The organism is Italian clover phyllody phytoplasma str. MA1 (genome assembly GCF_000300695.1).
Lineage (GTDB): Bacteria > Bacillota_I > Bacilli_A > Acholeplasmatales > Acholeplasmataceae > Phytoplasma.
The window spans coordinates 1-231 of record NZ_AKIM01000081.1 but is presented as its reverse complement, the minus strand read 5'-3'; the positions used below and the strand labels follow the sequence as shown (position 1 = coordinate 231).

Here is a 231-nt window from a genome sequence, read left to right as displayed (position 1 = left end):
ATTGATTTTACCACGGATTACTTTTTGACTTTGAGAGTTGATGTTATTTTGGTTAAAATAATGGTTTAATTGTTGGTAATTGGTTTTCATATATTTGTCAACAGAAAGATTAAAGGTAGTTTTTTTAAAAAAACCTTTTAAGATGTCCACAGTTTGGATATTAGTATTAAATTGATTAATATTCATAAAATCTTGGTTATTTAACATTTGATATTCCTTTCTTTAAATAAA

1 pseudogene is annotated in these 231 nt (G+C 22.9%); it reads right to left on the bottom strand.

Annotation, left to right across the window (positions count from 1 at the left end):
- A pseudogene (locus tag RI01_RS02550) lies at window positions 1-207 on the bottom strand (hypothetical protein); the annotation flags it as partial.
- Window positions 208-231: the final 24 nt, after the last annotated feature.